Raw genomic sequence first — 18,156 nt, forward strand, 5'->3', positions numbered from 1 at the left:
CACTGTGGCTAGGCTGAGCGGGTGCTGGTACTCACGCGGAAGGTCGGCGAGCGGATCCTCATCGGTGACGACATCGTCATCACGGTCCTGGACTCCCGAGGCGACGGCGTGCGCATCGGCATCGACGCACCCCGCGGCGTGAAGATCCAGCGCGAAGAGGTCGTCCGTGCCGTCGCTGAGGCCAACGTCGAGGCAGCGCAGGCGAGCGACGACGACGCCGAGGCCCGGCTGCGTGCCGCGCTCGGCGGTACCGCGGGGTCCTCGTCGCCGTCGTCCGACGCCTGACACCCAGCCCTAGGGGCGGGGCTTCTTCTCCTGCTCGGGCAGCCGTCCCGCGGCGCGCTCGGCCGCGAACCAGGCGTGCGCCTCGTCCTGACGGGCCTGCTCCTCGCCCAGGGCGATCGGAGCGCGGACGTGTCCGGGCTCGTAGCCGAACGTGTCGAGGAGCTGCGGGACGAGCGGGCGGATGCGCGCGATGAGCCGGTCGATGGAGGCCGACACCGCGCGCGCACGCTGCGCCGACAGCCGCCCGTGCAGCAGGTACCACTCGAGGTGCTGCTCGAGCAGCCCGAGCGCGAACAGGTCACGGAGCCAGACGAGGACGCGGCGGGTGTCGCCGACGGGGACCTCGTCGATCGCGGCGGTGAAGGCCTCCCACTGCATGAGCTCGGCGTGCGCCTTCGACGCCTCGATCAGCTCGTGCTGCGATCGGTTCAGCAGCAGCGCCTGCCGTGCACGGTCCTTGCCGGCGGTGTTCAGGCGCATGCCGATCTCGGCGACCATGGTCTCGACACGACCCGCGAGCAGGTCCCGCTGGGTCGCCGGGTCCCGCAGGTCGGCGACGCTCGCCGCGAGTGACCCGCGGTCCTTCGCGGCCTGGCCGAGCCGGCGGATGCCACTCGCGTCGGCGAGCTTCGTGCCGACCTGGGCGGCGACGAACTTCGCGGTGGACGCGGCGTCGCGCGGCGCCTGCTTCCGGAACTCCGTGAGCAGGCGCTTGCCGACGAGCTGGAGCAGGACCGTGTTGTCGCCCTCGAACGTCACGTAGACGTCGAGGTCGGCGCGCAGGCTCGTCAGCCGGTTCTCGGCGAGGAAGCCGGCGCCGCCGCACGCTTCGCGGCACTCCTGCAGCGTGTCGAGCGCGTACCAGGTCGACATCGACTTGAACGCCGCGGCCTGGGTCTCGAGGTCCTCGCGGCGCTCCGGGGTGTCGAGGCGGCCGCTGAAGACGTCGTCGAACGTGCGGAGCAGCTGCTCGTGGGCGAACGACTGCGCGAAGACGCTCGCCAGGCGGGGGATGAGCCGACGCTGGTGCCGGCCGTAGTCGAGCAGGACGCCCTCGCTGCCGCCGCCGGTGGGGAACTGGCGGCGCTGCATCGCGTAGGTGAGCGCGATCTGCAGCCCGATCTTCTGCGCGACGACCGCGGCGCCGTCGAGCGACACGCGACCCTGCACGAGCGTGCCGAGCATGGTGAAGAAGCGGCGTCCGGGGGAGTCGATGGGCGACGAGTAGGTGCCGTCCTCGGCGACGTCGCCGTACCGGTTCAGCAGGTTGGTGCGCGGGACCCGGACGTGGTCGAAGTGCAGCCGGCCGTTGTCGATGCCGTTCAGCCCGCCCTTGACGCCGTCGTCCTCGCCGCCGATGCCGGGCAGGAACGCCCCGTCGTCGTCCCGGAGCGGGACGTAGAACGCGTGCACGCCGTGGTCGACGCCCCGGGTGACGAGTTTCGCGAACACGACGGCGGCCTTGCCGTGCAGTGCGGCGTTGCCGATGTAGTCCTTCCACCCACCCCGGAAGGGCGTGTGCACGACGAACTCCTGCGTCTCCGGGTCGTACGTGGCGCTCGTGGCGATGCTCTGCACGTCCGAGCCGTGTCCGGTCTCGGTCATCGCGAAGCAGCCGGGCACGTCGAAGTCGATGATGCCCGGCAGGAACTCGCGGTGGTTGCGCTCGGTGCCGAGGTGGTGGACCGCGGAGCCGAACAGGCCCCACTGCACGCCGGCCTTGATCTGCAGCGACGGGTCGGCGGTGGTGAACTCCTCGAACGCGGCGATGTTGCCGCCGTGGTTGGACTCGCCGCCGAACTCCTCCGGGTACGGGCGCTGGATCGCGCCGGCCTGCTGCAGGATGCGGAGCTGGTCGAAGGCGCGGGCGCGGTGCTCGGCGATGGTGAGGCCCTCGACCTTGTGCAGGGCGGGGTCGAGCACGAGCCGACGCGATGCGCGGCGGTCCTCGGCCCACCGGCCCAGCAGGTGCTCGGCGAGCAGCTCGACGTCGATGCGCACGTCCGTGTCGGTGCCGGCCGTCGGGGTCCCCGCTGCCGGGTCGCCCGTGGCGTCGGCCTTCGGGGCGCCGGTGCGGGTGGCGGCGGTGGTCTCGGGTGCGGTGTCGACCATGTGTTCGGTCCCTCCTGAACGGCTCTGTTGCTCCGTCCACGCTATGCACCGCGCCCGAGAGGCGCACGAGAGGGGTGTGCGGGCGACAACCGCGGACCGTTCCGCGGCGGAACGGATCGTGGGAACCCTCCAAACACCGGGTCGTTGTCGGGCGGCGACGATGCCCGGGCGGTGTCGGTTCCCGGGCGGTGTCGGTTCCCGAGCGGTCCTCGACGATTGGGCGTGCCCCTCGGATGCGGGGCAGACTGGCCGCCATGTCAGGTACCACCGCCCCCGAGCACGATGTGCAACCACGTCGGACCTTCTTCGGGCAGCCGTTCGAGCTGTCCACGCCGTTCGCCGTCGAGCTCTGGGAGCGCTTCTCGTTCTACGGGATGCAGGGCATCGTCCTCATCTACATGTACTACTCGGTCGCCCGCGGCGGCCTCGGCGTCGACGAGCACGTCGCCACCGGGATCATGGGCGCCTACGGCGGCGCCGTGTACCTGTTCACGATCATCGGCGCGTGGGTCGCCGACCGGCTGATCGGGGCGGACCGGACGCTGTTCGCCAGCGCCATCGTCGTGATGTGCGGACACATCGCCCTCGCGGTGCTGCCCGGGGTCACCGGTGTCGGCGTCGGCCTCGTGCTCATCGCTCTCGGATCCGGCGGGCTGAAGGCCACCGCGACGACGATCGTCGGCGGCCTGTACTCCAAGGAGGACCCCCGCCGCGACGCCGGGTTCTCGCTGTACTACCTCGGCGTCAACATCGGCGCGTTCTTCGGCCCGATCCTCACCGGCCTCCTGCAGTCGTCGCTCGGGTTCCACTTCGGCTTCGGCCTCGCCGCGGTCGGCATGGCGGCCGGGCTGATCCAGTACGGCATCCGCCGACGCAAGCTCCCGGAGGTCGTGCGCCACGTCACGAACCCGCTGCCGAAGCGCCGCTACCCGATGGTCGGCGTGCTCGTCGTCGTCGGCCTCGCGATCGTCGTGGCCGCCGTGCTGACCGGCCTGCTCAACGTCGACAACCTGCCGACGGTCGTCGTCGCGATCGTCGTCGTCGCCACGATCGCGTACTTCGTCGTGATCCTGACGAGCGGGATCACCAGGGACGAACGGTCCCGGGTGCTCGCCTTCATCCCGTTGTTCATCGGCAGCGCGGTGTTCTGGTCGCTGTACCAGCAGCAGTTCACCGTCGTGACGATCTACTCGGACCAGCGGCTGGACCGGTCGATCGGCGGGTGGGAGATGCCGGTCTCGTGGGTGCAGTCGATCAACCCGATCATGATCATCGTGCTGTCCGGGGTCTTCGCCGCGATGTGGACCCGGCTCGGGGCGCGCCAGCCGTCCACCCCGACGAAGTTCGCGCTCGGCACCGGGATCATGGGCATCGCGTTCCTGCTGTTCCTGCCCTTTGTCGGCACCGGTCGGAACGGCACGCCCGTGCTCGTGCTCGTCGGGATCCTGCTCGTCTTCACGATCGCCGAACTGCTCCTCTCGCCCATCGGGCAGTCCGTCGCGACGAAGCTGGCGCCACCGAAGTTCCAGACGCAGATGGTCGCGCTGTTCTTCCTGTCCGTGTCGCTCGGCACGGCGGTGACCGGTGTGCTCTCGAAGTACTACGACCCGCAGAACGAGGCGCCGTACTTCTCCGTCCTCGGACTCGTCGCGGTCGTCGTGGGCGTGCTGCTGCTCATCGGCGCGCGGCCGGTGCTCCGCCTGATGCGCGGTATCCGATAGCCTGAGGGTGGCCACATTGGCCCGGCCACACCGGCCTCGGCCTGATCGGCCCCGGACCTAGGAGACACAACATGCTGGAGCTCGTCGGAGCAGTCGTGATCGGCATCGGCGTCGTCGGTGGCGTGTTCACCTGCATGGCCATCGCCGCCATGATGAAGAGCGGGTCCGAGGAGTACTAGGCCCCTACTGCTCGTCCGGTTCGACCGGCACGAGCTGACGACTCAGGACGGTCGCGCGCTCGAAGGGGCCGCGGCCGTCCTTCGTGTACACGGGCTCGTCGAACGCGACGGTCCAGGACAGCGGTTCGCCCACGCCGGGGTACCCGACGATCTGGTTCCCGCCGGGGCCCACCACGACACCGACCAGGTCGCCCGAGCCGTCGCCGTCCACCCACTGCTCCCCGCCGGACGGGGTGTCGACCACGCGCACGAGTGCTCCGATCCCGAGCGCGCCGGGGGACTCGTCGCCAGCGGGGGTTCGGCGCTTCCGGTTCCACATCACGCCTCGACCGTAGCGTGGCTTCCTCCACCGGCGCTCCCGGGGTTCCACAACGCGCCGCTCACGTCCGTCCAGGTGCCGTGATCACGGCACCCGGACGCGCGAGATGCCGTAATTACGGCACCTCGACGCCCGCGCCCGCCGGCCCGCGCCCGCCGGCCCGCGCGCGTCACGCGCCCGCGCGGACGATCTCCGTGACGGACGAGTGGCCCGTGTCGGGGTGCTTGCGCATCGAGAGCAGGCGCTCCATGGACGGCTCGAGCGCGGTGACCTTGTCGAGCGGCGCACTCACCACGAGCTGGAACCCGAGCCGGAGCCAGGCCGTCACGGCACGCCCGGCGAACTCCGAGTCGGCCTTGATGAACGCCTCGTCGAGGAACACCGGCGCGAACCGGGGCCGCGGCCGGGTCTCGTCACCGAGCTGGTAGCGCAGCGCCGCCCCCACGATGAACGCGACGAGCTCCTGCGTCTCGCCGCCGGACTTGTCGCCCAGGGACGAGTACACGCCGAGGTCGTTGCCCGCCGTGTCGTAGCGGACGGCCGTGATCTCCATGTGCCGCCGGACGTCGAGCACGGCGTCGCGCTGCGAGGCCCGTGCGCCACGGGGTGCGGACGGGTCCTGCCGGATCACCGCCATGAAGCGCCGGAGCCGACGGAACCGGGTCTCCAGCACGTCGTCGGTCAGCTCGGTGTCGACCGAGGCGGACAGCGCACGGAGCTCGCGGCGGAACTGGGTGACGTCCTCGCGGGTGACCCGGCGGATCACGATCTTCAGTCGGTCCCGGTTCGCGCCGAACGGCAGGTCGCGGAGGATCTCGTTGACCGGCTCCAGGCGCTCCTCGATGTCGACGACGGCGCGGTCGAAGGCGCCGGCGAGCGGCACGAGGTCCTCACCGCTCCACTGCGACAGTCGGCGACGCCACTCGCTGCGACGCGCGTGCAGCCCGGTCGCGACGATCTGGTCGAGGATGGCGCGGTAGTCCGGGTAGGACGCGACACCCGTGCCGAGGTTCGGGTCGGCCCAGGCGTCCTGGTACCGCTGGAACGTCATCGTGAGCGCGTTCGACGCCGAGGCGGCACCGTCGAGCGCCTGTGACAGGCGCTCCTCGAGCCGACGCCGGAGCCGCCGTGTGGCGTCGTCGAACCCATCGACGCCCTCGGGTGCGCCGACCTCGTCGAAGGTCTCGGCGAGCAGCTGCGCCTGCTGTTCGTCCGGCAGCAGCGCGGGGGAGTCGTCGAAGCGCGACAGGATCTCGGCGGCGGCGTCCTGCCCGTCGACGAGCACGGCGTGCCGCTCCTCGAGTCGTTGCACGCTGAGTCGTGCGGCCGAACGGCGGTCGGCGGCCTCGTCGAGCGACGCCCGCAGCCGCGCCACCGAGGCCCGGAGCGTCCGGAGTCCGTCGTCGGCGGCGAGCAGGGCGTCCCGCTCGGTCGCGAGCCGGTCGAGCGACGCGTCGACCCCGGCGACGTCGATGCCCTCCCACGTGGCGTCGACCAGGTGCTGGTGCGCGGCGCGGAGCTCGTCGAGTGCGGCGATGTCCTGTGCCACGTCGGTGCGGCGGGCCTCGAGCGTGGCGAGGTCCTGCGCGATCGCGGCGAGCTCGGTCTCGACGGCGACGACCCGGGCCTCGTTCGTGAAGCCGATGACGTTCGCCTGCCGACGGTCGCCGTGCGCACCGCGTCGACCGTCGCGGAGCTGTCCGGACTCGGTGACCCGCCGTCCGCCGCCACCGAGGTCGGCCGCCGACGACACGCACCGGGCGTCGATCCGGTCGGACTCGATCCGCGCGCGCACCCAGGTGCTGAACGGGGAGTCCTTGATCGCGAGCTTCCCGGACACCATCGCCCGGTCGCCGTCGACCTCGAGGTGCGGCCCGGACGGCACGCCCTCGAACTGCACCCGGACCGGGATGCGCAGGGCGTCGATCGCCGCGCTGAAGGAGTCGAGCTGGTCCTGGTCGACCAGCAGGGTGCGGGCGACGGGCGCCAGGACGGACTCGATCGCCGTGCGCCAGCGCTCCTCGCCGGGAAGGACGTCGAGGAGCTCCGCGACGAAGGGCAGGTCGGCGGGGTCGAGGCCGGCCGCCTGGGCCATCGCGACCCGGGCCTCGTGCATCGGCAGCGGCATCGCGCCCTGTCGGTGCTCGAGGGACTGGCGCTCCTGCCGCAGGGAGCGCTCGCGGTCGAGCAGCGGGTACTCCTCGCGGGTCAGTGCGTCCCGCCGGGCGTCCAGCGCGGACCGCTCGGTGTCGAACGTGCCGAGGAACTCGTGCGACGCCCGCTGCGCCGCGACGAACGCCGCTTCGGACGAGACGCCGGCAGCAGCCCCGATGGGCGCCGTCCGCGCATCGAACGTGGCGCGCGCCCGGGCGACCACGTCGCGCTCCCGTGTCCGGCGGTCGATCCGGTCCTCGAGCTGCGCCAGCGCGTTGCCGCCCGAGTCGCGGAGCCGGGCCTCGGCTTCGCGCAGCTCGATCTCGACGGCGGCGTGCCGTGCGGAAGCGGCTTCGACCTCGGCGCGCCCGGCGGTCCGGGACCGGCTGTTCCGCGCGACCTCGGCGTCGAGCAGCTCGCGCTTCCGGGTCGCGGTCCAGTGCGCGAAGGGCGAGACCTCGGACCCGGTGGCGATGCCGTCGAGCGCCGCGGCGGCCGAGCGGGACCGCTCGATCTCCAGGTGCAGCTCGGTGATGGGGGAGAGGATCCGGACCTTGCGCTCCTCGGTGTCCATCGCCTCGTACGCCTCGTCGAGGGCCGAGAAGTGCGCGAGCGCGCGGTCGGCGGCCTCGTAGGTGCCGGGGGTCTCGAGCACGAGGGACTTGTACAGCGAGTCGACCGTCGGCATGTGCTGCCCGGCCTGGATGCGGGCGAGCAGGCGCATCGCCCGGTTGCCGCCGCCGGAGTCGCCGATCCCGAGCCGGGTCTGCAGCGTGTACGCCAGCTCCTGGTAGGTGTCGCGGATCACGAGCCCCGGCACGCGTCCGGTCAGCTCGAGGTGGCTGAACCGGGACGGCACGAAGTCCTCGAGCCGGCGCAGGTCGAAGTCGTCGTCGACCGTCGCCATCGTCATCTGGATGTCGCCGACGCCGCGCGCCCGCTTCGGCACGATGTACGCCCGCAGCACCGTGAAGCGCCGCTCGTCGTCGTTGAGGAACGTCACCGCGACGGCACCCCAGGTCGCGGTGTCGTCGCCGCGCAGGTTCACGTCGCGCAGGGCGCCGGACTCCGGGTCGCGCCGGGTGTCGACCTTCCCCCGCAGGTACGTCAGCAGGTTGCGCTGGTCGGCGCTGCGCGCTCGCCCGGTGGTCGCGTCGTTGGAGGCGCCGTTGAACGGCACGTCGGACGGCATCATCACCGCGAGGTACGCGTCCATCAGCGTCGACTTCCCGGTGCCGGAAGCGCCGGAGATGAGCGTCGCTGCGCCGGACAGCTCGATCTGGCGGTGGCCGTGGAAGCCGCCCCAGTTCACGACCTGCATGGACTGCGCGCGCCACTGCGCGACGGTGTCGAAGAGCGCCGGCATGCCGGCGGTGTCGATCCGGAAGTCGGTCACGCGGACTCCTCCTCGTCGTCGTCATCGGTCTGGAGGCCGGGCTCGCCGCCGCCATGCGCGTCCACCGGTCCGGTGGTCGCCTGGGACAGCGCGCTGCTCGCCAACCACGTGTCCAGTTCCAGGAGCCGCTCCAGCGGGAGCAGGACCTCGACGACGCTCGCCACCCGGAACCGGTCGGGGTCGCTCGTCTTCAGCAGCACCCGCGCCGTGATCAGCCGCTCGATCGCCTTCGCGACCCGGCCCTCGTCGCGGGTTCGGTCAGTCGCGGTGGCCGGACGGAAGCCAGCAACGTGCCCGAGGATCTCCGACCGGTCGACGACGACCTGGTCGGGGCCGGGCCGGGTGTCCGCACGGAGCCGCATGCGGAGGTAGACCAGGACGATCGTCTCCTCGCGCGTGTACGGCACGTCGCGGAGCAGCGTCGGGAACCCGCGGCGCTGGCTCTCGGACCGGGCCTGGCGCTTCCACGCCACCTCGCGGTCCCGGTCGACGTGCAGCTCCAGGAACAGGTCGTTCAGCCGGGAGCGCAGCTGCCCCTCGGCGCCACGGACCGCACGCCACTCGTCCGCGTGTGTCCGCGCGCTGATGTACGAGTGCCGGAGCAGCGCGACGAGCGCGCGGCGCTGCGGCTCGTCGAGGCGGCCCTCGTCGCCCTCGAAGAGGGCGAAGCTCGACTCGTCGCGCTCGTCCTCCTGTGGGACGGAGGCGGACTCGTCGAAGGGATCGATGCCGTCGAACGCGTCCGTGTCGTCGACGTGGGATGCCGTCGTGTCGGTCACCGGGCCTCCAGGGTGGTGCTGTCGTCGTCTGCCGGACGGTCCTCGGTGAGGTCCGCCGTCGGCATGGTGAAGGTGACCGTCGTGCCGTCCGGTCGCACCGTGTGGTGCGGGACGGACGTGGCGGCGGTCTCGAAGTCGGTGCGACCGGTGAGCAGGTGCGCGAGGCCGAAGAGCTCGACCGGGCGACGCTGCTCGGGCGGGAGCGCGTGGAACGCGCCGACGCTCGTGCCGGTGCCCGTCGACCGCAGGGCCTCGCGCAGCTCGACGAGCAGGGGACCGCCGTGGCGTCGGAGGGACTCGACGTCGATCTCGTCGAAGACGTCGTCGTCGGGTTCCTCGATGGGCGGCGGGACGGCCTCGGTGTCCGGGTCGTAGAAGCGTTCACGGAGCGTGCCGACCTCGGCGACCGGCGGCAGGAGCTCGAGCGGGATGCGCTCCCGCGCACCGCCGGACGCCATCACGGCGGCCATCCGACGGTTCACGCTCCGGAGGACCGCGTCCAGCTCGCGGTCCCGGACGACGTCGTGCGCGACGATCTGGTCGCGCAGCGTCCCGGTGAGCAGTCGGCGCTGCGCGAGGACGTCCTCGATGCCTTGCCGCAGGATGACGACGGTGTTGCGGAAGGTCCGGCGTTCGGCGGCGCTCAACGACTCCGCGAACGGGTGGTCGAGGATCGTCGCGATGTCGTCCCGGAGGCGCAGCAGCAGGGCGTCGTCGCGGAGCAGTTCGAACGCACCCTCGAACGCGCGGCCCTCGGGGGTGGCCTCCATCAGGGTGTCCGTGCGGGCGAGGTAGTCGTCGAGGATCTCGCCGATCGGGCGGACCTCGCTCCGGAAGTCCTCCACGATCTCGCGGTGCATCGTCGCGACCGCTTCCTCGACGCGCTTGAAGTCGCTCGGGAGCTGACGGATCAGGTCCGTGATGTTCGTGTAGCCGTCACGCATCCGGTCGTCGTCGACGGCGGCCGGCCCGTCGCCGTTCGCCAGACGGTCCCGCTCGGCCTGGAGCTCCGCGATCTGTGCGTCGAGCCGGCGGATCTGCACGTCGGGGTCGGGCTCGGCACGGGCGGCCCAGCGGTGCACGGCGTCGACGATCATCGCCAGACGGCTCTCGCTGATGAGCGCGCGGTCCGAGGAGAGCGCGTCCACCAGGCTCAGTGCCTCGAGGGCGTGGCTCGTCAGGGAGTACTGCTCGTCGCCGTCGGGGGAGTTCGACCGGACGAGCCACTGTGCCGCGACCCATTCCCGGCAGAGCGCGCGACCGGTCGGCCTGGTGTCCCGCTGGTCGGGCTCGTCGGTCGTCGTCGGCTGCGTGTGCGCCTGCAGCCGGGCGACGTGCTCCTCGACCTGCAGGTGCATGCGATCAGCGGGGACGTACTGCACGTCGCGGTCGAACACCGTGCGGAACACGGCGAGCACCACCGCGCTCGTGGGGCGGGACATGAGGCGGAGCGTCGGGCGGTCGAGCACCGCGCGGACGCGGGAGTACTCGAGGTCGACGTCGGTCATGCTGCCTTCGCTCCGGGAGTCGTGGACGAACAAGAGCCCGACGCTTCCGCGCCGGGCTCTTGGGGTGTACGTGGGCGATACCAGACTCGAACTGATGACCTCTTCGGTGTGAACGAAGCGCGCTACCAACTGCGCCAATCGCCCCCTGCACTTGCGTGCGGATCGATAGTAGCGGATGTCGGCGGCACTGCCGAACCGCGTGTCGCTCCCGCGCGCGTCGGCGCCGCGCTGCCCGCGGTTCCGCAGTGTGCGAGGTCCCGTACTCCGTGCGACCCCGCGCGCCTCGCACGCTGTACGGAACGCCGCACACTGCGTGCCGATCCGCATGAACTCGGGGGACACGCCCGGTGAACGGGGAGGATTTTGGAGAATCGCCTCGGAGTCGGATACAGTTTACGAGTCGCCGCGAGAGCGGGTCGGACACGGTGTCGGTCACACGACACCAATGCGGATGTGGCGCAGTGGTAGCGCATCACCTTGCCAAGGTGAGGGTCGCGAGTTCGAATCTCGTCATCCGCTCGAGTGCTGGTTCCCTCGGGAGCCGGCTTCTCACCAGAGGGTATCCCACCGTTCGGGTACTCACGGAGACGTGAACCTCGATGGTGGGGTGGCCGAGAGGCTAGGCAGCGGCCTGCAAAGCCGTCCACGCGGGTTCGAATCCCGTCCCCACCTCCAAGTTTCTGCAGCGACCTCGGTCACGGCAGACACTCTCTGGGCGATTGGCGCAGCGGTAGCGCGCTTCCCTGACACGGAAGAGGTCACTGGTTCGATCCCAGTATCGCCCACCACCACAGAAGGCCCCCGGGAAACCGGGGGCCTTCGTCGTCGTGCGGAACGCTCGTCGCCGCTCAGCCCTGGCCCTGGTCCCAGAGCCGCCAGCCGCCGGACGTGCGCACCCAGCACCAGTTCCACGGCAGCTCGCCCGGTTCGGCCCCGTTCATCCAGCGCTGGTCGATCGTCGACGGGACACACTCCTGGCTGCGACCGCCCTCCGCCGCCGACAGGTGTTCCACCGTGCCGAGGTCACGGAAGGACCGGAGCTCGGGCTCGCCGTCCGACAGGCCGAACGGCGCCGCACCGCACCAGGAGAACGTGTTCGACGTCGTGAGCAGGCTGGTCAGCGCGCAGTCGTGCCGCTTCGCCGCCCGCAGGTACGCCCGTGTCACCGTCTCGACCGAGGCGTCCGCGGCGGGGGCTTCGCGCTGCGCGAGGACGTGGTCGTGGACGCCCCGCACCGCGAGGACGCCGCCACCGAGGACGCAGGCACCCACGATCGCGAGCGCGACGACGGTCCGGAGGCGCATCCCGTCATCGTGGCCGGAGGGCGGCACCGCGCACAAGGGCCCTGACCGGGGGCCAGCGCGGTCGTGGTGACCGCCCGCGCCGACCAGGGGAGGGTCAGGTCGTCAGGGCCGGTACTCCTGGCGCGGCGGACGCTGCTGCGCCGGCCCCGGACCGTTGCTCGTCGTGCCGTTCGCGCCGAGTGCCCCCAGCACGCCCGCGAGCACCTGGATGCACAGCAGTGCGGTTCGTCCGGCCCACCTCAGGATCCCCATGTCTCGACGATAGCCGCCGATGCGGAACGTGCACCAGGAGGCGTACGCTCCGGGACCAGCGGTACCAGCAAGACCACCAGTACCTCCTCGACGACGAGCGAGAGCGAGCCACCGTGCGACGAGCACTCTCCGTACTGATCGCGGTCGCGACGCTGCTCGGGGTCGCGACCCCGAGCCTCCCGTCCGCCGTCGGCCGAGCGACGACCATGGTCACCGCGACGACCGCCCTGCCACGTGGCAGGGCCGCCGCCCCCGACGAACAGAACCCGATCCACCAGAACCCGATGGCGCTGGCGCTGCCGGACGGGCAGACCGCCGCGAGCTGCGCCGACCCGAGTGCCGTCCACGGAGTCGGACGCGACCGGAACTGGTACCTGTACTGCACGTCGGACGCGCTGACCGCGACCGAGCAGAACCCGGACGGCTCCCTCGTGCAGCACGCCGTGCCGACGTACCGTTCGACGGACCTGACGCACTGGACGTACGTCGGCGACGCGTTCGGCACGAAGCCGGCGTGGGTGGGCGCGGCGAACGGCATCTGGGCTCCGGACGTCGTGTACCGCGCCGGCACGCACGGCCGGGCGGGCACGTGGTTCCTGTACTACGCGGCCTCGGACACGCCGAGCGGGACCGCTCCGACGGGTGGTGGATCCGCCGTGGGCGTCGCGACGAGCACGAGCCCGACGGGTCCGTGGACCGATTCCGGCGGCCCGGTCGTCGCGCCGCAGGCCGCGCCGAACGGGGCCGGGCAGCGGTGGGAGTTCGACCCCGAGGTGATCACCGACCGGGGCCGCACCTACGTGTACTTCGGCAGCTACTTCGGCGGGGTGAACGTGCGGACGCTCAGCGCCGACGGGCTGCGGTCCGACCCGGCGAGCGAGCGCGTCATCGCGATCGACAACCGCTACGAGGGCGCGTACCTGATGCGGCACGGCGGCTGGTGGTACTTCACGGGCTCCGCCACGAACTGCTGCAACGGCGCCCTGACGGGCTACGGGGTGTTCGTCGCCCGGTCCCGCAGCCCGCTCGGTCCGTTCACCGACCGCGACGGGGTCGCGATCACGAGCACACGGGTCGGAGGCTCGCCCCTGCTCGCGCAGAACGGCAACCGTTGGGTGGGCACGGGCCACGAGACGGTGGTCACCGACTTCGCGGGACAAGACTGGATCGTCTACCACGCGGTCGACCGGGACGACCCGTACTACGCGGGGCAGCCGACGTACACGAAGCGGCCGGTGCTCATCGACCCGCTCGACTGGCAGGGCGGCTGGCCGGTGGTGCGCGGCGGAGCCGGGCCGTCGGACACCGTGCAGCCAGGACCGGTCGCTCAGCCCGGTCAGCGGGCGGGCTACCGGTCGACGGTGGCGCGCATCGACGTGCCGGGACGGCTGATCCGCTCGGCGTCCACCTCGTTCGACGGCACGGCCCTGCCGCCGACGCTGACGTGGACGCGCGAGCCCGACGCGTCGACCTGGTCGGTGGGCGGTGGTGCGTTCCGGTGGCAGACCCAGGCGGCGGACCTGCACCCGCCGCAGACCCCGCTCGCCTCCGTGCTCAGCGAGGCCGCGCCGCGGGGGGACTACGTGCTGGAGACCTCGGTGTCGGTGGACACGCCCGCTTCCGGGGACAGCGTGCAGAACTACGTGCAGGGCGGTCTGATCGTGTACGGCTCGGACGGCGACTCCGTCCGGCTCGTGTCGAACTCGATCTACGACACGCGGCAGACCGAGTTCGGCAGACAGGCCTCCGGACAGCCGGCGGGAGCCCCGACCTACGGCAACTCGGTCGTCGGCCCGGTCGGCGACACCACGACGCTCCGGATCGTGCACCGCGTCGTCGGTGGCGAGGACCGCTACACCGCGTCGACGAGCGTCGACGGGCGGCACTTCGTCCAGGGCGGGACGTGGACCGCCGACCTCGGCGACGCGCCGCGGATCGGGTTGATCTCGCTCGGCGGGTCCGGGTTCACGAGCACCTTCGACGACCTGCGGGTGAGCACGGTCGCGCGGACGGTCCTGCACTGAGGCAGGGGACGCGGGAGCGCTGGTCGTTGGGCGTCGGTGCGCTGAGGGGACGTGCAGGTCCGGGCGTCGGACTCCCGCATCGTGTGCCGCGGGCCTAGGGTCACGGTGTGGGGAACAACAACGCACCTGGTCGGCGACGCGGCGGACTCATCGGCATCCTCGTGGTCGGGGGCTACCTCGTGCTGCGGTTCGGCTTCCTGGCGTGGCGCGAGCACGAGGACGGCATGTCCACCGGCGCCGTCATCGGCACGCTCGCGCTCTACGCGGTCGGCATCTTCGTCCTGCTCGAGGTCGTCCTGGCGTTCCAGAACGCCACGGTGCGCCGACGCGAAGCCGCCCTGGCGCAGCTGCACCCCGGCGCCCACCTGGTGCCCGTGCTGCTGAAGAAGGACCTGGCCACCGACATCCGCCGGACGGCGGCGATGCTGAACGCCGACACGGGGGACGTGCCGCGGCGCGGCTCGGCCACGCTCGTCGCGGACCACAACGGCATCGGGCTGTACGTCGGGGGGACCTCGCCGCGCCTGCTGCTCGGCATCCCGCGGGCCGTGGTCCGCTCGGTCGGGACCGGCGAGACCACGGCCGCCGGGCGGTACGCCTTCGGCAAGGTCGACGCGCTCCGGGTGGTCGTCGACAACGGGCAGTGGACGGCGATCGACCTGCCGCTGTACCGGACGGTGATCGGGTTCCCGAAGCACCTGCACGGCGAGGAGCTGACCGAGCGGGTGCGTTCGGTGGCGGTCTCGGCCGGGGTCCGCGAGGACTCGGCGCAACAGGACTGGACGCGCTGAACGAGCGCCCGAAACGAGTGCGGCGGGGAGCCCGCTCGCAGCCCTCGGATCCCCGCGTGGGGACCGATCCGGTATGTCGATCGGTGCCCCGCCAGGAACGCGACGACGGCGGCGACGACGATCATGGCGAGCACCGGTCACGGCGGTGCGCCGAGCACGGGCGCGACGGCTGGCGCGACCGCTGGCGCCGACCGCCGCCGTCGGGCAGGATGTGGAGCAGTACCGGGTGGGCGGAAGTGGGGAACAGATGCGTGTCGAGTCGACGACGTCACCAGGACCAACGGGCTCGCGGCGACGGATCGTCGGCGCAGCCGCACTGACGATCGTGGCGCTCGCCCTCGGCGGTTGCGCGTCGACCGGGACGGCGATGCCGGCGGTGTCGACGGCGACGCGCACCGCGGCACCGGACGTGACCGGCACGCCGTCGCCGACGGCCGCCGCGACGTCGTCGGACTCCGCACCGGCCGCCGGCACGGTCGTCCTCGACACCGACCTGGCGTCCGCCGACGGGCGCGCCTCGCTCCACCTGCGGGTCGTGGCCACCGGTGCGGACGACTACGTCGTGCAGACCTCCGCGTACCGATCGACGCTCGGACAGCCGCTCGCGGTGTTCTTCCGCCAGTTCGACGAGCAGGTCGGCGACACCATCAGCGAGGGCGTGAGCTTCGGCTACGACGCATGGGGCGCACCGGGGGAGACCGCGCAGGTGCCGGACACGCAGTTCCGCCTGCAAGAGGCCGGGGACGACCCGAGCTTCCTGAAGACGGCGGTGCTGGTGGACCGACCCGCGACGTCGCCGTGGCGCGTGCTCGGGGTGAGCGACCTGCACTGGTCCACACCGGACCGCCACCCGGACCTGCGCGTGGTCGACTCCGGTGCTCGCAGCGGGGCCACCGGCACGGTCGAGTCCGCGGGTGCGACGCCGCGCTGGTACCACGTCGCCGCAGGCGACCGGCTCGACGACGTCGCGGAGCGGTTCGGCGTGACGGTCGGTGACCTCCGGTACCTCAGCGCCCGTCAGGCCCTCGGGTCGGCCTACGGGCTGCAGGCCGGCGAGACGCTCAACCTGGACCGCACGCAGCGCTGAGCCCGCGGTCAGGCGGGGTGGTACACCGCGATCGCGGGGCCGCCGCCCGCGTCGTGCGTCTCGCGGGTCGCCGCCCAGGTCCGGCCGTCGTGCTCGATCGTCGGCGGCAGGTCGCCCCGGACCAGGATGCGCACGGCCGGTCCGTCGCCGTCGACGAGGTCCACACCGTGCGAGTCCGGCTCGTCCGGGTTGCCGCCGCCGGTGTCCTTCACGAAGTCGCTCATGCCGTCGAGTCAACACGGACACGCCCGGTGCCGGCTCGGAGTCGGCCCGCGGCGTGAACACGGGTATAGTCATCCGAGCGCGACCGACAGGTCACGCATGCGGATGTGGCGCAGTGGTAGCGCATCACCTTGCCAAGGTGAGGGTCGCGAGTTCGAATCTCGTCATCCGCTCGGGAACCGCCGGCTCCACCCGGCCCCCCAGGAACCCCGGTCGAGCTGGCAACAGCGAGGTCGGGGTTTCGTGGTCCCGGGGGCGCCGTCAGACCCGGGGGCTCCGTCAGACCAGCGCCGCCCGCACACCCGGCATCGCGACCCACCGCCGCGCGCCGTCGGTGACCACCGTCACGAGCACGCTGTCGCAGTCCGCGCACCGGGCCACCGCCCCCATCGCCGACCGGTACGTCCGCGCCGCCGCGAGCACGCCGAGCGAACCGCACCCGGCGCACCGCAGCCGCGCCGAGGTGGCATCCGGGCCGAGGACGTCGACGAGGTCCCCGGCCAGGGCGTTGCCGTCGAACACGCTCATCAGCTGCCTCCGAACCGTTCCGCGCGGACGTCCGAGGTGTCGTGCCCGAGCTCGCCGAGCCAGCGCAGGACCTGCTCGACGAACGGGGTCGAGCCGCAGACGTAGACGAGCGCGCCGTCCTCCGGTGGGAAGACCGCCGCGGCGAGGTCCCGCCGGGTGAGCCGTCCGACCGGCGCGGACGGGTCCGGAGCGCGGCGGCTGTAGACGATCGATTCCGCGAAGGGCGCGCTGCCCACCCGCGCGGCCTCGAGCGTGGACCGGAAGAAGACGTCGTCCGGGGTGCGCACGGCGTAGAGCAGCCGGAACGGTGTCGGGTCCTCGGCGTCCGTGTGCGCCGCGATCATCGCGGCGAGCGGCACGAAGCCCGATCCGCCGGCGATCAGCTGCACGGGGCGACTCGCGGTCGACGGGTCCGGGCGCCAGACGAACCAGCCGCCGAGCGGACCGTGCACGTCGAGGGCGTCCCCGACCTGCACCGCGTCGACCAGGAACGGCGACACCTCACCGTCGTCGACGCGGTCGACGGCCAGGGTCACCCGGGTGTCGTCGCCGGCGGACGCGATCGAGTAGGAGCGCGTGGCCTGGTAGCCGTCCTCGGCGGTGAGCCGCAGGTCGAGGTGCTGACCGGGGTCGTTGCCGGGCCACGTCGGCACGTCCAGGACGATCCGGCGCGCGGTCGGGGTCTCGGGGGAGACGGCGGCGACCGTCGCGGGGTGCCAGGTCGGCCGTCTGCGGACCCGCGCCGACGGGGCGGAGCCGACCCGGGCCTCCAGGCCGGACGGGGGGAGCGCGGTCACCAGTACCGCTCCTCCTTCCACGGGTCACCGTGGAGGTTGTAGCCCGCGTTCTCCCAGAACCCGGGCTCGTCCGAGGACTGCATCACGATCCCGCGCACCCACTTCGCGCTCTTCCAGAAGTACAGGTGCGGGACGAGGAGCCGAGCGGGACCACCGTGCTCGGGCTCGAGCGGTCCGCCGTCCGCCTCGAACGCGATCCACGCCTGCCCGTCGAGCAGCTCGTCGAGCGGGACGTTGGTGGTGTAGCCGCCGAAGCTGTGCACCATGCAGTAGTCCAGCGACGTCTCCACCTCGGCGAACAGCTTGTCGAGCGGGACCCCGCGCCACGGCATGTCCAGCTTGGTCCAGTGCGTCACGCAGTGGATGTCGACGGTGACGTCCTCGACCCCGAGCGCCCTGACCTCGTCCCAGGTCCACTCGTGCAGACCCGACTCGGTGCGGATCGAGAAGCTCCAGTCGGTGGGCTCGATCTCCGGGGTGGCCCCGGCGGAGAGCACGGGCCAGTCGCGGACCAGGGTCTGGCCGGGTGGGATCCGCGACGCGTCGACCGCCTCGGCGCCGTCGGAGCCGCCTCGACGTCGTCCGCCGAACCCGCGTGTGAAGCTCGCCATCGCAGCTCGTCCTCCCTCGGTGCACCGCCGCACCCGTCGGTCCGATCATGGCCCGCGCGTCGATCCGCCGTGTAACGGCTTCGTAAA

The 18,156-nt window shown here is 72.1% G+C and carries 16 protein-coding genes and 5 tRNA genes; 9 read left to right on the plus strand and 12 right to left on the minus strand.

Going from position 1 to position 18,156, the window contains the following annotated elements:
* Positions 1-21: 21 nt before the first annotated feature.
* On the plus strand, positions 22-285 hold the full coding sequence (csrA, locus tag ACIPJY_RS02200; RefSeq protein WP_400460031.1) for a carbon storage regulator CsrA: 264 nt from the start codon (positions 22-24) through the stop codon (positions 283-285).
* 9 nt (positions 286-294) lie between these two features.
* Here the strand turns inward: csrA and ACIPJY_RS02205 are convergent, their stop codons facing one another.
* Positions 295-2,397 carry an acyl-CoA dehydrogenase gene (locus ACIPJY_RS02205; protein WP_400460028.1) on the minus strand — a complete coding sequence of 701 codons (2,103 nt, stop codon included), beginning with the start codon at positions 2,395-2,397 and terminating at the stop codon, positions 295-297.
* A 254-nt stretch (positions 2,398-2,651) separates the two neighbouring features.
* Between ACIPJY_RS02205 and ACIPJY_RS02210 the strand changes: the two genes are divergently transcribed.
* Positions 2,652-4,118: a peptide MFS transporter gene (locus ACIPJY_RS02210; protein WP_400460025.1), complete on the plus strand. Its 1,467-nt coding sequence runs from the start codon at positions 2,652-2,654 to the stop codon at positions 4,116-4,118.
* 183 nt (positions 4,119-4,301) lie between these two features.
* Here the strand turns inward: ACIPJY_RS02210 and ACIPJY_RS02215 are convergent, their stop codons facing one another.
* The 5 genes from ACIPJY_RS02215 to ACIPJY_RS02235 all read right to left on the minus strand — a co-directional run bounded on the left by ACIPJY_RS02215 (position 4,302) and on the right by ACIPJY_RS02235 (position 10,597).
* On the minus strand, positions 4,302-4,619 hold the full coding sequence (locus ACIPJY_RS02215; protein ID WP_400460022.1) for a hypothetical protein: 318 nt from the start codon (positions 4,617-4,619) through the stop codon (positions 4,302-4,304).
* A 166-nt stretch (positions 4,620-4,785) separates the two neighbouring features.
* Positions 4,786-8,166 carry an ATP-binding protein gene (locus tag ACIPJY_RS02220; RefSeq protein ID WP_400460019.1) on the minus strand — a complete coding sequence of 1,127 codons (3,381 nt, stop codon included), beginning with the start codon at positions 8,164-8,166 and terminating at the stop codon, positions 4,786-4,788.
* The gene (locus ACIPJY_RS02225) at positions 8,163-8,945 is read right to left on the minus strand and encodes a DUF4194 domain-containing protein (protein ID WP_400460016.1); all 783 of its coding nucleotides are present in this window, start codon (positions 8,943-8,945) and stop codon (positions 8,163-8,165) included. Before ACIPJY_RS02225 ends, ACIPJY_RS02220 begins: the two co-directional genes overlap by 4 nt.
* The gene (locus tag ACIPJY_RS02230) at positions 8,942-10,453 is read right to left on the minus strand and encodes a DUF3375 family protein (RefSeq protein ID WP_400460013.1); all 1,512 of its coding nucleotides are present in this window, start codon (positions 10,451-10,453) and stop codon (positions 8,942-8,944) included. Before ACIPJY_RS02230 ends, ACIPJY_RS02225 begins: the two co-directional genes overlap by 4 nt.
* Before the next feature lie 71 nt (positions 10,454-10,524).
* Positions 10,525-10,597 (minus strand) — tRNA-Val (locus ACIPJY_RS02235).
* Positions 10,598-10,900: 303 nt separating this feature from the next.
* On the opposite strand from ACIPJY_RS02235, the gene ACIPJY_RS02240 reads away from it, so the two are divergent.
* The 3 genes from ACIPJY_RS02240 (at position 10,901) to ACIPJY_RS02250 (ending at position 11,241) form a co-directional block, all read left to right on the plus strand.
* Positions 10,901-10,972, plus strand: a tRNA-Gly gene (locus ACIPJY_RS02240).
* Positions 10,973-11,054: 82 nt separating this feature from the next.
* Positions 11,055-11,128 (plus strand) — tRNA-Cys (locus ACIPJY_RS02245).
* Positions 11,129-11,166: 38 nt separating this feature from the next.
* Positions 11,167-11,241: transfer RNA gene (locus tag ACIPJY_RS02250), tRNA-Val, on the plus strand.
* A 60-nt stretch (positions 11,242-11,301) separates the two neighbouring features.
* On the opposite strand, the gene ACIPJY_RS02255 is transcribed toward ACIPJY_RS02250, so the two are convergent.
* Together ACIPJY_RS02255 and ACIPJY_RS02260 are read right to left on the minus strand one after the other, a co-directional pair.
* A complete protein-coding gene (locus tag ACIPJY_RS02255; protein ID WP_400460010.1) occupies positions 11,302-11,757 on the minus strand; it encodes a hypothetical protein in 456 nt (151 codons plus the stop codon).
* Between the two features lie 102 nt (positions 11,758-11,859).
* Positions 11,860-12,009 (minus strand): hypothetical protein, encoded by a 150-nt coding sequence (locus ACIPJY_RS02260; protein WP_400460007.1) that lies wholly within the window; start codon positions 12,007-12,009, stop codon positions 11,860-11,862.
* A 113-nt stretch (positions 12,010-12,122) separates the two neighbouring features.
* Here ACIPJY_RS02260 and ACIPJY_RS02265 point away from each other — a divergent pair, with 113 nt between their 5' ends.
* From ACIPJY_RS02265 to ACIPJY_RS02275, 3 genes are all read left to right on the plus strand, one after another.
* Positions 12,123-14,033 (plus strand): family 43 glycosylhydrolase, encoded by a 1,911-nt coding sequence (locus ACIPJY_RS02265; protein WP_400460004.1) that lies wholly within the window; start codon positions 12,123-12,125, stop codon positions 14,031-14,033.
* Positions 14,034-14,140: 107 nt separating this feature from the next.
* Positions 14,141-14,824, plus strand: a complete 684-nt coding sequence (locus ACIPJY_RS02270) for a hypothetical protein (protein ID WP_400460001.1) — start codon at positions 14,141-14,143, stop codon at positions 14,822-14,824.
* A 247-nt stretch (positions 14,825-15,071) separates the two neighbouring features.
* Complete coding sequence (locus tag ACIPJY_RS02275) at positions 15,072-15,911, plus strand: hypothetical protein (RefSeq protein ID WP_400459998.1); 840 nt, start codon at positions 15,072-15,074, stop codon at positions 15,909-15,911.
* Between the two features lie 8 nt (positions 15,912-15,919).
* On the opposite strand, the gene ACIPJY_RS02280 is transcribed toward ACIPJY_RS02275, so the two are convergent.
* A complete protein-coding gene (locus ACIPJY_RS02280) occupies positions 15,920-16,135 on the minus strand; it encodes a hypothetical protein (RefSeq protein ID WP_400459995.1) in 216 nt (71 codons plus the stop codon).
* 99 nt (positions 16,136-16,234) lie between these two features.
* Between ACIPJY_RS02280 and ACIPJY_RS02285 the strand changes: the two genes are divergently transcribed.
* Positions 16,235-16,306 (plus strand) — tRNA-Gly (locus ACIPJY_RS02285).
* Positions 16,307-16,412: 106 nt separating this feature from the next.
* Here the strand turns inward: ACIPJY_RS02285 and ACIPJY_RS02290 are convergent.
* From ACIPJY_RS02290 to ACIPJY_RS02300, 3 genes are read right to left on the minus strand one after another with little or no spacing between them, the layout of a single operon-like run.
* Positions 16,413-16,661, minus strand: coding sequence for a DUF6510 family protein (locus ACIPJY_RS02290; protein WP_400459992.1), 249 nt, complete (start codon positions 16,659-16,661; stop codon positions 16,413-16,415).
* On the minus strand, positions 16,661-17,458 hold the full coding sequence (locus ACIPJY_RS02295) for an FAD-binding oxidoreductase (protein WP_400459989.1): 798 nt from the start codon (positions 17,456-17,458) through the stop codon (positions 16,661-16,663). Before ACIPJY_RS02295 ends, ACIPJY_RS02290 begins: the two co-directional genes overlap by 1 nt.
* Positions 17,455-18,069, minus strand: a complete 615-nt coding sequence (locus ACIPJY_RS02300) for a molybdopterin-dependent oxidoreductase (RefSeq protein WP_400459986.1) — start codon at positions 18,067-18,069, stop codon at positions 17,455-17,457. The genes ACIPJY_RS02295 and ACIPJY_RS02300 overlap by 4 nt, the downstream gene beginning before the upstream one ends.
* Positions 18,070-18,156: the final 87 nt, after the last annotated feature.

Source organism: Curtobacterium sp. NPDC090223 (assembly GCF_044746585.1).
Taxonomy (GTDB): Bacteria; Actinomycetota; Actinomycetes; order Actinomycetales; family Microbacteriaceae; genus Curtobacterium.

Excerpts from the sequence above, each read along its gene's own strand:
- ACIPJY_RS02205 (WP_400460028.1), bottom strand. The coding sequence starts at position 2,397 with ATGGTCGACACCGCACCCGAGACCACCGCCGCCACCCGCACCGGCGCC.
- ACIPJY_RS02210 (WP_400460025.1), top strand. The coding sequence starts at position 2,652 with ATGTCAGGTACCACCGCCCCCGAGCACGATGTGCAACCACGTCGGACC.
- ACIPJY_RS02230 (WP_400460013.1), bottom strand. The coding sequence starts at position 10,453 with ATGACCGACGTCGACCTCGAGTACTCCCGCGTCCGCGCGGTGCTCGAC.
- ACIPJY_RS02255 (WP_400460010.1), bottom strand. The coding sequence starts at position 11,757 with ATGCGCCTCCGGACCGTCGTCGCGCTCGCGATCGTGGGTGCCTGCGTC.
- ACIPJY_RS02260 (WP_400460007.1), bottom strand. The coding sequence starts at position 12,009 with ATGGGGATCCTGAGGTGGGCCGGACGAACCGCACTGCTGTGCATCCAG.
- ACIPJY_RS02275 (WP_400459998.1), top strand. The coding sequence starts at position 15,072 with ATGCGTGTCGAGTCGACGACGTCACCAGGACCAACGGGCTCGCGGCGA.
- ACIPJY_RS02280 (WP_400459995.1), bottom strand. The coding sequence starts at position 16,135 with ATGAGCGACTTCGTGAAGGACACCGGCGGCGGCAACCCGGACGAGCCG.
- ACIPJY_RS02290 (WP_400459992.1), bottom strand. The coding sequence starts at position 16,661 with ATGAGCGTGTTCGACGGCAACGCCCTGGCCGGGGACCTCGTCGACGTC.
- ACIPJY_RS02300 (WP_400459986.1), bottom strand. The coding sequence starts at position 18,069 with ATGGCGAGCTTCACACGCGGGTTCGGCGGACGACGTCGAGGCGGCTCC.